Origin of the sequence: Metabacillus sp. 113a, assembly GCF_050107635.1 — a bacterium.
Classification (GTDB): Bacteria; Bacillota; Bacilli; order Bacillales; family Bacillaceae; genus Metabacillus_B.
Genome location: NZ_JBNILJ010000022.1, coordinates 21,570 through 31,562 on the forward strand (window position 1 = coordinate 21,570; position 9,993 = coordinate 31,562).

Consider the following 9,993-nt stretch of genomic DNA (forward strand, 5'->3'; position numbering starts at 1 on the left):
AGCAGGATTTCTTATTGCCATCAAACCGATTGATCCTATAAACTACTTTTAAGATAGTGGATCATGCGGAACTAATCGGTATATGAAATGGAATCAATTGTTTCAGCAGATATTGAAAAGAGGGACGAAGAGTGAATAAAAAACTAGAAGAAATTATCGTAAGAGCATTTTTTACGAAAAGAGTTCAAAGCAGGGTCACATTCGAATTGGCATCAGCAAAAAAACGCCAAGATGCTTTGGACCGGCTTTGCCATTCTTACAGAACCACTCTTCGTGAGGAATTTTTAATAGAAATACCGAAACCAAATTCAGACCCGGCGGATATAGCAAAATTATTGAAGCAGCATGGAGCCGGAGCCTCCTGCTATGTGATTTCCTGGGATGAAGAGATTGATGGCAAGGAGCTGCCGCTATCAACCGCACTTCATAAGGCTGTCGGGATGGGAATGCCTGCGATTGTATCCAGTATTCCCGGGAAGCTTGCTTATTTTGAAGCTGAACAAGAGTCTCTTCCTGCCCCAAGGTTCTTATTGAAGAGGCAGTAGGAACAGATTTTTGGATACGAGGACGTGAGCTAGGTAGGAAGCGGATGAAACGTTGAAAAAGGCAGCTTCGTAAAGACCATTCAGAAGAGTGTTCCTGGCTGCACCTCTCTACCATATGGCGGAACTGTCATGATATCTGAAATTCGACTACGGTAGCTGGTATTGAACCAGTCAGGAGTTAAAAAATTGTGTTAATCACACCTTCTCTTTGTCCAGTCACTTCTCATTGATGAACATACGATATATTGCATAACCGTTAAGATGTAAGAGCTGGTTATGGTTCATGCTTTTATCAGATTGATTTTCAATGACTGGGAGTGGTTAATATATCAGAAGCTAAAAAGCTTTCATATAAAGAATACAATGAGTTACAAAATGGACAAGTTAATCATGCTCCGGCGGATTCTCCGTGCGGTGCCATAAACCTAATCGCCGCTGACTGCTGCAGAAAACAAATCCCGGAAGGTTTCGCAGTAATCGGCCCAGAACGGCTGGCATACAACTTAAACCAGTTAAGAGTACTGAACGAAACTTGTGTAAGAAATGTTTTCGTTGAGGGATGCGGGAACGTTGAAGTAGAATTTAACCAATTGCGTGTGGTGGGCTGTATCCCTTACGTAATCAGTACTGTAATTCAAGGAGACTGCGGAGGGGAAGTAGACTCTTCTTCTTTGAACCAATGTGAGCCATTTTATACGAACCAGGACAATCGAAGCCATATGTGCTGCGAAGGAAAGATTTGTGTAGACAACGTTCTGCTTTGTTCAGCAGATGAAATTGGTGATTACGAAATAAATTGTGAAAATGTGCAGCTCACCGGATTTAATCGCTTTATTACTTCTGTATTTGGCGGATGTGACGTGCTGCAGCAATGTTTTACAAACAACTATTTTGTGGAATTCACTTTTGTCAACCTGCCAGAGGCCGGTACGAGTGTAAAACAAGAGAAGACAAGTCTTTTAATTGATCTGCTTACTGCCATTAAAGAAAAGAATTAATCTTTCAGCGGCAGGATGCTTTACCTTGGATAACATTAGTCTGGAGCCGAAATGGAGAATAAAAAAACAAAAACCCTTTTCTATAAAAGGGTTTTTGTTTATAAGGATGGAGCATAGCGGGCTCGAACCGCTGACCTCTACACTGCCAGTGTAGCGCTCTCCCAGCTGAGCTAATGCCCCGTAATATTTTTATGCTTTAGCGCATAATATAAATCATAACGATTTTTCAGGAAAAGTCAATAACATTTTTAAAAGTTATTTTGAATTAGCTTTGCTTCATAAAGGGGATGCCCACGGAACAATTAGAATAAGGCAAAATGCTAATAGTCCTTTACGAGTGTAAAAAGACCTGATAATTTACATTATATTTACATAAAACCCCTTTATTCGACAGCTTTGAGGACCGATAATAATAGTAGGAAGAAGAGCGGGAGGCTGAAAGGATGAAAGCGGCACAGGCAATTCTCGGATTAGGGCTTGCACTGTTTATGTTTTATGAATTTTTTGGAGAAGAATTGATCACTGCAGCAGGATTTAAGTCGCCATTGCAGGAAGAGGTCCTCGCTGACCATGAAGTAACAAAAGATGAGGCGCTCCTGCTTGTTGTGGATTCTCTTGAGCGCGGGGGAAAAGAAGAAGCGGGTGCTGAGTTTTTGCTGGAGACGGCTGAGGAGTATATTTGCCGTGCCTCTTGGATAGAAGGGGGAAATACTGCCTCCGGCGAACAGGAACTTTCTTATTCGGTAAACAGGACAACCGGTGACGTTAAACTGATTAAGCAATGAAAAGCAGCCGGATCCAAAGGGATGGCTGCTTTTACCATTTAGGCACTTATGCTTTCTTTAACTTCCTGAATTTGCAGCAGATGGCGTTTTTCGTGGTACCCTACAAATTCAATCCACTGCTTTACAGAAAGCTCACCGAGTACTGGATGCTTTAATGCTCTTTTTGTCAGATCAAAATCTTCCTTCAGAAGCTCTGTAAACTGAGTCAAATCACGTCTTGCTTCCTCGAGGGCGGTTATGGTTTCAACACGGTCAATGGGTGCAGACCTTGGAGCCACATAATCTGGAGCAGGTACTTTACGCGACCGATCGGTTACAATCTCGAGCTGCTTTTCCTCAACGACTTTTTCTTCAGCGTCAGGAATGGATTCTTTCAGGTTTTTCAATACGATATTTTCCATTTTTTGAAGATGATCAACCACTTGTCCAATGCTCCATTGATCTGATGCTGGCTTTTCATTGAATTGTTCATCTGTAACCGCATTTAAAGTGTTGAGCAATTCTTCTCGTACTTTCTGCATATGTTCAAACATGGCGGATTCCTCCTCTTTTTCCCCTTCATCATATCAAACCTGAAATAGGAAGTCGCTTTCCGAAACTCACCTAAACTTTTTCTTTAATCCAGACCAATGCCTGCTCACGCAGCTTGAACTTTTGAATTTTTCCTGAGGCTGTCATAGGGTATTCGTTCATAAAAAAACAGTACTCCGGAATTTTATAAAAAGCGATCTTGCCTTGGCAATACGTTCGGATCTCATCTGCAGATAAAGAGGCTCCGCTTCTTAAACGAATACAGGCAGCGGTCCTTTCTCCGTATTTTTTATCAGGAACCCCAATGACCTGTACATCTATAATGTCAGGGTGCTTATATAAAAATTCTTCAATCTCACGCGGGTAAATGTTCTCTCCGCCTCTGATGATCATATCTTTCAGCCTGCCGGTAATTTTGATATAACCTTCCTCATCCATCGTTGCCAGGTCGCCCGTATGAAGCCAGCCCTCTCCATCAATCGCATCATTTGTGGCATCGGGCATGTTATAGTAGCCCTTCATTACCAAATATCCTCTCGTACAAAGTTCTCCTTGCTCAAAAAGCGGCGATTCCTCCCCTGTTACCGGATTAATGATCTTCACTTCTACATGGGGATGGGGCCTGCCGACTGTTTCAACTTTGCGTTCGATTGAATCAGTAACTGTTGTTTGGGTAATCACTGGTGAAGATTCGGTTTGCCCATAGCAGATTGTAATTTCCTTCATGCCCATTTGATCCATCACTTTTTTCATCACTTCGACCGGGCAGGGGGAGCCTGCCATAATCCCGGTCCGGAGGGAGGACAAATCATAGGAAGGAAATGAATCCAGCGAAAGCTCGGAAATAAACATTGTTGGAACTCCCTGCAGGCCGGTGCAGCGTTCCCTTTCCACGGTTTCAAGGACTAAATCCGGACTGAATTCCACAATTGGAACCATCGCCGCTCCCACAGTGACGGCAGCCATTGTACTAAGCACACAACCGAAGCAATGGAAGAAGGGAACCGGTATACAAAGACGATCCTGACTGGTGAGATTCATGGCGCTTGCAACGAGGTATGCATTGTTTACTATATTGTGATGGGTAAGCATGACCCCTTTCGGAAATCCTGTCGTTCCAGAGGTATACTGCATATTAATGACGTCGTGCTGATTAAGATCCTTTTCTCTCATTTCCAGCTCTTCATCAGATACGCCGGCGGCCTGCATTAAAAATTCATTCCATCCGGACATTCCTTCAGGGCCGGGTCCGCTGCCTATGTAAATGACATGTTTAAGCTTAGTGAGTGGATGGCCGGGGGTACTCATTATAGATTGCAGCATATCGGTATAGGAGGTCCCTTTGAAGCCATCAATAAGGAAGAGGGCTTTTGAATCCGATTGCTTCATCAAGTATTCAAGTTCGTGCTCTTGGTAGCTCGTATTCACCGTGACGAGTACAGCACCCATTCTTGCAGTGGCAAATTGCAGGAGGAGCCATTCTGGGACATTTGTTGCCCATACAGCGACGTGATCTCCCTTTTTAATCCCAAGGCCCATAAGAGCTTTTGCAATTTTTGCTGTTTCCCCGTAAAATTCCTGGTAGGTATAGCGGACCTCCTCTTTTGAATACACAATCGCATCACAGTCTTTATACTCTCTAACCGTTTCAGAAAACATTTCTCCGATCGTCAGTTGCTTTAATGGTTTCATAGGACCTCCTTTTATTAAAAGATGACGCTTTCATTATACAATATTAACAGAATATTTTAAAAACTATCTTTCTACAATTCTCGCCCTTTTCAGGATAGGTAATAGGAGGAAGACGACCAGCATGAATAAGCATAAGACCTATTCATATATCGCTCTACTTATTGGAGTGGTTTCGGTATCGGCATCTGCGGTTATGGTTAAATTAACGACTACACCGCCGCCGGTTACGGCATTCTATCGGATGCTGTTTTCGGTTCTGCTTATGCTTCCGTTTTTTTTATTTACTAGAGGAGCAGGTTTGCGTACCATGACAAGAAAAGATTGGCTGTATATTTCACTTGCTGGAGTTTTTCTGGCCTTCCACTTTATTTTGTGGTTTGAGTCCTTGGCGCTGACCTCTGTTGCAAGCTCAGTTGTCCTTGTAACACTGCAGCCGCTGTTTGCTTTTGCAGGAACTTACTTCCTATTTGGGGAAAGGGTTTCGCGGCAAGCGGTTTTGAGTGCTGCTTTGGCAATTGGGGGAAGTGCGATTATAAGCTGGGGGGATTTCCAAATCAGCGGATGGGCGTTGGCCGGTGATATATTGGCTTTGGCCGCCTGCTTTATGGTGACGGCTTATTTGCTAGTTGGCCAGGATGTAAGGAAGCGCCATACACTAATTTTGTATACAACGCTTGTTTATGGAATAAGCGCCGCCGCTTTGCTCGTCTATTGCCTGCTTTTTTCCTACAATCTTAATCCGGGGAATGGGGAAAATCTGTTGATGCTTCTAATGCTTGCAGTGTTTCCGAATTTGCTTGGTCATTCCCTGTTTAATTGGGCCCTGAAGTGGACCAGTACGAATACAATTTCGATGGCTATTCTTTTTGAGCCTGCAGGAGCGATCATCCTGGCTTATTTTATTCTGAATGAAAATATTTTTTGGACTCAGGCAGCCGGGAGTATAGTGATCATCACCGGAATTATTCTTTTTATTGCCGGAGATGTAAGAATAAAAACTTCTCACTCAAGCAATATGGATGAATCAGGAAAGAAATCGGGTATAGAAAAGTAAAGAATTTGATTAATCAGGGGGAAGTCATGTGTTTAAGATCAGAAAAGCAGCCGAGGAAGATATTAAAGCGATTGCGAAAGTTCATGTTGACAGCTGGCGGTCCACTTATAGGGAAATTGTAGACTCTGACTATCTTCGTTCACTTACATATGAAGAAAAAGAGAAACAATGGGCTCAGGCTGATTTAAACCAGCTGATTCTAGCGGAGGACGAAGATGGCCGGATTGTCGGATTTTCGAGCTACGGAAAAGAGCGTTCTGAAAAACACGGGTTTGACAGTGAGATTTACGCAATATATCTTTACGAGGAGGTTCAGCGCAAAGGAATCGGCAGTGCTCTGCTGTTAAACTCAATTGACGATCTCATTCAAATGGGGCATCAGTCAGTGCTGGTGTGGGTGATTAGCGATAATCCGGCAAGGGGTTTCTATGAATCCTATTTTCCTGAATTGATTGCAGAAGAAACATTTTCAATAGGTAAGAAAGAACATGTTGAATATGCTTTTGGCTGGAAAGATATCGAACGCCTTAAATCCATGCTTCTGCAGGGAAAACGCTCATAAAAAAGGGACCTGCTCCGGCAGGGCCCTTTTCAATTGGATAGAATAAAGGGCTTCAGCTGATAGAAGGATTAATTTAACTGCTGATGAAAAAGATTTGCAAGAATCGCAAACAGGAATGCAAGCGGAACATTAAATACTAATGCCCAACCAAAAACGGGACCTTCCTCGTTGCCTAAACGAATGGCCTCTTTATAACTGTATAAAAAATGAAAAATCGATAATATAAAACTTCCAAGCATAAAATAAAAGGTTAAGCTCATCCGAACGTCCCCCCCGCTGATTTTTTCTTCTGCTCTATTAGATTCATTCCTAAGATTAAATAGAACGCAAAAAGTAATTTTAAAAATATTACACTATACATGACAAATTTTTCGGACTATAATCAATTTATTACAAATAGATTACAGGGGGATACTGCGGTGAAAAAATATTTCGCGGCATGTTTTGTTCTGCTTCAGCTTTTTGCAGCGCATACGGCAATGGCTGCAGATAAAGTTGATGCAGGAAGCGAAAGGTTTCAAGCGTATTTAGAGAGAGTGGAGTTGTCCCAGGAGGGTTTGGAGCTGTATCTGGAAGATTATGAAGGCTTAAGCCTTTCTGATTTTGAGAATGCAGAAGAATTGGAAAGCTATTTGGGTGCAAGAATAGATGTTCAAAAAAGTCTCTCTGATATATTGGCAGAGATGGGGCTTACTATAGAAAAAGCGACAAATCTTCTCGTTGAAAACGGAGACTTATTTGAAGAGGAAACGATTACTGATACGTTCCTGTTTGAAAATTTATTGATAGATTCTCTCTATATAGCTGGAGAATTTCCTGTTGAAATTAACGATGAATCATTGCAGGAACTATGGGAAAGCTACTGGTTTGAATCCCGTAAAGAATTTGATGATTATTTAATAGAACAGGATATCCGCATCGAAGATTATGCTTCTATTGAAGAACTTGATGAAGCAATCTATAACTCTATGCCAGAATTTGAAACTGGCTTTGAAGAGGCCTTTAATGAGCTTAGTCTGACTGAGGAAGAGGATGAACGCCTGGGAGCTCATTTTGAGAAATTATACGAAAACAATCCGAACCTCGACATTGAATTAGTAGAGCTTGCTGATCGCATGCTGGCAATAGGCGAATTCGAAAGCGTTGATGAAATAACGGAAGATCAGCTCCGTGAAATGATCTCAATCTATGGGGAAATGATGGACCTGCTTGAATTGCAGGCGAAGTACTATCTTGTAAAAGATGGCATCCAAAAAGAATTGGCTCTTGAAATGATGATGAACCTGGAAGATGTTGACGGGTCGGATCTATTAGTGGAACTATACGATAAAGAGAATCGCCTCATTCTTGATTTGCTGCTGACAGCAGAAATGATTGGATCTGATTTAATAGCTGAAACGGGCCAGGACATAAAAGAAACGGCTCAAACGGTAGCAGACGCCAAAAATAATCCTGCTAAAGCTGGCCCGGCGGTTTCTACAGTTAAAGGCGCTAAAATGCCGGAAACTGCCACTCCTTCAGCTAACTGGCTGATTGCCGGACTTTTAATGGCTGCTGCGGGAATCTTTGCAGTCAGAAAGCTGCGTCCAGCAAACCGATGAAATTAAGGATATTGTTAAAGAAGAAGCGGTGGCTTCTTCTTTTTACTGCCGCAGGTATTTTAATCGCCTCAGGACTGTTTATCTCGGGATCCAATGCGTTTAAACTGGCAAAAGCTTTTTTCTTTTATGAACAGCAAAAAACAGAATACAACATCGTTAGAGCGGAGCCGGCTCAAGCGGAAGAAAAAGAAAAAGTGAAGAATCAGTTATATGAAAAAAGGCCGAAAATTGGCGAAAAAATGGGTGAATTGACGATTCCCAAGCTGCATGCCGTTTTGCCAATCTATCATGGTACCGATGAAGACGAGCTCGAAAAGGGAGTAGGGCATTTTGCGCAATCTGTACTGCCGGGTGAAAAAGATAATACCGTATTATCGGGTCACCGCGATACGGTCTTCAGGGAGCTGGGCAAAGTGGGTGAAGGAGATTTGCTCATTATAGAAACAAGTGCAGGGAAATTCACTTACAAAGTGCGGAGAGTCCGGATTGTGGATGAAGATGATCGGACGGTTATTGTGCCGAAGCCCAGAGCAACGTTAACCGTTTCAACCTGCTATCCTTTCAATTTTATCGGTTCTGCCCCGGAAAGATATGTGCTGATCGCAAATCTTGTAGACAAAGAAAATCCGCGAGCCTTATAGGCTGGCGGATTTTTTATCGGAAGGCTTGATCAGACTGGGTGAATTTTGAACAATGAGCCATACAGATAGACCGCCCAAAATCCAGGAAGGGACCATCCAGGAAGCTGAATATCCGATTGAATACCACATAACCGGAACTCCTTCAGGCGCGAGGGAGCCGAAAAAGAAAACTCCTGAAATGATATGTGAGACTGCCCGAAGAACAGAACCAAACAATGCTGCAGCCATTACGGCAATTAAATTATTCCATTTGCCATTTTTGAGGGAATTGTGCACCCACCCGGCAAAAAGTCCGCTCATTCCTACCAGCATAAACGGCAGGGGGTAGTCCAGAATGACCTGGACAGGGTGAACGTAATAGAGTGTGCTCAAAACAGGCTGGAGAATTCCTGTAAGCAAGCCTGTCAAAAGCCCGCCTTTTAATCCCCATCTAAAAGACATTAAAAATACCGGAATCATTCCCAGTGAGAGGGATCCCCCTTGAGGCATCTTGATAAAAAAGCCCGATAAAAGGTCAAGGATTAAAGCTGCAGCGGTTAATACCGCGGCTTCTGTCATAAATAACAATTTTTCATTTCTCATTCTTTTCTCTCCTTATAAGGGCACCGACCAAAAGGAGAATATAAAAAAGCAATGCGGGGAATGCTCACTTGTTTCCACGCACTGCTTTAATCACTTAATAAACGATCAAGCCACATCCCTACGCAAGCATTATCCAACAGGTTCAAAGGGTCTAGAACAGAACGTTCATTCTCAGCCAAAGGCTCCCCTTGTGGTCGTATACCGAAATATTTAATTATTTTCAATATACACTAAACAAGCCTATTCGACAATACTTTACAAGAACTTTTCATTCTTATTAAAATTGAATTTGATAAGATAATGGGGAATAACAAAGGCTGGTTCCAGAACAATTGCTGTAAAAGAGGATGGAATTTAAACAGTTCCTTCGATAAACCTTGAACTGGAATCGGGACAAAAGGAGAATGATCATGGAGCCGTTTACTGAAAAAGTTATCGGGATTATTAAAAGCATTCCTGCAGGAAAGGTTATGACATATGGTCAAATTGCTTATGCTGCCGGAAGTCCGCGCGGGGCAAGACAGGTGGTTAGAATTTTGCATTCGATGAGTAAAAAATACAATCTTCCATGGCACAGGGTTGTTAACTATAGAGGAGAACTATCTATTAAGGATAAAGAAACACTTCAGCATCAAAAAACGGCATTAGTTATAGAAGGAATCCGGATAAGCAGGAACAACATCATTTCGCTTAAAGATTATCAGCATCAAACTTTCACTTAAATCCTGTGAAAAACTATTGTGCTAATCAAGATATAGTGATATATTAATATTCGTCGCTGAAGCAGGCGAAACACTTTTTACTGCTTTTAAAAAAGATGTTGACTCCAAAAGGGCGGCATGTTATATTATTAAAGCCGCTAATTGAAGCGGGGTAAAAAATGATCTTTGAAAACTAAACAAATCGAAGTGCCAACGTTAATTCTAAAGTTTTAAACAAGAGCTAGTCAAACTACTTTTTGGAGAGTTTGATCCTGGCTCAGGACGAACGCTGGCGGCGTGC

At 42.2% G+C, this 9,993-nt stretch carries 12 protein-coding genes, 1 tRNA gene and 1 riboswitch; of the genes, 8 read left to right on the forward strand and 5 right to left on the reverse strand.

Annotated elements, in window-relative coordinates:
* Positions 1–131: 131 nt before the first annotated feature.
* Positions 132–545, forward strand: a complete 414-nt coding sequence (locus ACQCVE_RS18515) for a hypothetical protein (protein ID WP_426863612.1) — start codon at positions 132–134, stop codon at positions 543–545.
* Between the two features lie 317 nt (positions 546–862).
* Positions 863–1,543 (forward strand): hypothetical protein, encoded by a 681-nt coding sequence (locus tag ACQCVE_RS18520; RefSeq protein ID WP_426842501.1) that lies wholly within the window; start codon positions 863–865, stop codon positions 1,541–1,543.
* A 107-nt stretch (positions 1,544–1,650) separates the two neighbouring features.
* Here ACQCVE_RS18520 and ACQCVE_RS18525 read toward each other — a convergent pair.
* Positions 1,651–1,723: transfer RNA gene (locus ACQCVE_RS18525), tRNA-Ala, on the reverse strand.
* Positions 1,724–1,986: 263 nt separating this feature from the next.
* Between ACQCVE_RS18525 and ACQCVE_RS18530 the strand changes: the two genes are divergently transcribed.
* A complete protein-coding gene (locus tag ACQCVE_RS18530; RefSeq protein ID WP_426842500.1) occupies positions 1,987–2,328 on the forward strand; it encodes a hypothetical protein in 342 nt (113 codons plus the stop codon).
* A gap of 38 nt (positions 2,329–2,366) precedes the next feature.
* Here the strand turns inward: ACQCVE_RS18530 and ACQCVE_RS18535 are convergent, their stop codons facing one another.
* The gene (locus ACQCVE_RS18535) at positions 2,367–2,861 is read right to left on the reverse strand and encodes a DinB family protein (protein ID WP_426842499.1); all 495 of its coding nucleotides are present in this window, start codon (positions 2,859–2,861) and stop codon (positions 2,367–2,369) included.
* A gap of 70 nt (positions 2,862–2,931) precedes the next feature.
* Positions 2,932–4,566: an AMP-binding protein gene (locus tag ACQCVE_RS18540; RefSeq protein WP_426863614.1), complete on the reverse strand. Its 1,635-nt coding sequence runs from the start codon at positions 4,564–4,566 to the stop codon at positions 2,932–2,934.
* A gap of 106 nt (positions 4,567–4,672) precedes the next feature.
* On the opposite strand from ACQCVE_RS18540, the gene ACQCVE_RS18545 reads away from it, so the two are divergent.
* Together ACQCVE_RS18545 and ACQCVE_RS18550 are read left to right on the forward strand one after the other, a co-directional pair.
* Positions 4,673–5,605: a DMT family transporter gene (locus tag ACQCVE_RS18545; protein WP_426842497.1), complete on the forward strand. Its 933-nt coding sequence runs from the start codon at positions 4,673–4,675 to the stop codon at positions 5,603–5,605.
* Positions 5,606–5,633: 28 nt separating this feature from the next.
* Positions 5,634–6,167, forward strand: a complete 534-nt coding sequence (locus ACQCVE_RS18550; protein ID WP_426842496.1) for an N-acetyltransferase family protein — start codon at positions 5,634–5,636, stop codon at positions 6,165–6,167.
* A gap of 68 nt (positions 6,168–6,235) precedes the next feature.
* Here ACQCVE_RS18550 and ACQCVE_RS18555 read toward each other — a convergent pair whose 3' ends face one another.
* On the reverse strand, positions 6,236–6,427 hold the full coding sequence (locus ACQCVE_RS18555) for a hypothetical protein (protein ID WP_426842495.1): 192 nt from the start codon (positions 6,425–6,427) through the stop codon (positions 6,236–6,238).
* 159 nt (positions 6,428–6,586) lie between these two features.
* Here ACQCVE_RS18555 and ACQCVE_RS18560 point away from each other — a divergent pair, with 159 nt between their 5' ends.
* Both ACQCVE_RS18560 and ACQCVE_RS18565 read left to right on the forward strand, forming a co-directional pair.
* Positions 6,587–7,768, forward strand: coding sequence for a processed acidic surface protein (locus tag ACQCVE_RS18560; RefSeq protein ID WP_426842494.1), 1,182 nt, complete (start codon positions 6,587–6,589; stop codon positions 7,766–7,768).
* A gap of 11 nt (positions 7,769–7,779) precedes the next feature.
* The gene (locus ACQCVE_RS18565; protein ID WP_426842493.1) at positions 7,780–8,409 is read left to right on the forward strand and encodes a class D sortase; all 630 of its coding nucleotides are present in this window, start codon (positions 7,780–7,782) and stop codon (positions 8,407–8,409) included.
* Here the strand turns inward: ACQCVE_RS18565 and thiT are convergent.
* Positions 8,404–8,991, reverse strand: coding sequence for an energy-coupled thiamine transporter ThiT (thiT, locus tag ACQCVE_RS18570; protein ID WP_426842492.1), 588 nt, complete (start codon positions 8,989–8,991; stop codon positions 8,404–8,406). The two genes, ACQCVE_RS18565 and thiT, sit on opposite strands and share 6 nt — an antisense overlap.
* A gap of 98 nt (positions 8,992–9,089) precedes the next feature.
* Positions 9,090–9,190, reverse strand: a riboswitch (TPP riboswitch).
* 211 nt (positions 9,191–9,401) lie between these two features.
* Between thiT and ACQCVE_RS18575 the strand changes: the two genes are divergently transcribed.
* On the forward strand, positions 9,402–9,713 hold the full coding sequence (locus ACQCVE_RS18575) for an MGMT family protein (protein ID WP_426863613.1): 312 nt from the start codon (positions 9,402–9,404) through the stop codon (positions 9,711–9,713).
* Positions 9,714–9,993 lie beyond the last annotated feature (280 nt).

Bases quoted from the DNA above. Each gene is read 5' to 3' on its own strand.
- ACQCVE_RS18530 (WP_426842500.1), top strand. From the start codon at position 1,987: ATGAAAGCGGCACAGGCAATTCTCGGATTAGGGCTTGCACTGTTTATG.
- ACQCVE_RS18535 (WP_426842499.1), bottom strand. From the start codon at position 2,861: ATGTTTGAACATATGCAGAAAGTACGAGAAGAATTGCTCAACACTTTA.
- ACQCVE_RS18545 (WP_426842497.1), top strand. From the start codon at position 4,673: ATGAATAAGCATAAGACCTATTCATATATCGCTCTACTTATTGGAGTG.
- ACQCVE_RS18555 (WP_426842495.1), bottom strand. From the start codon at position 6,427: ATGAGCTTAACCTTTTATTTTATGCTTGGAAGTTTTATATTATCGATT.
- thiT (WP_426842492.1), bottom strand. From the start codon at position 8,991: ATGAGAAATGAAAAATTGTTATTTATGACAGAAGCCGCGGTATTAACC.
- ACQCVE_RS18575 (WP_426863613.1), top strand. From the start codon at position 9,402: ATGGAGCCGTTTACTGAAAAAGTTATCGGGATTATTAAAAGCATTCCT.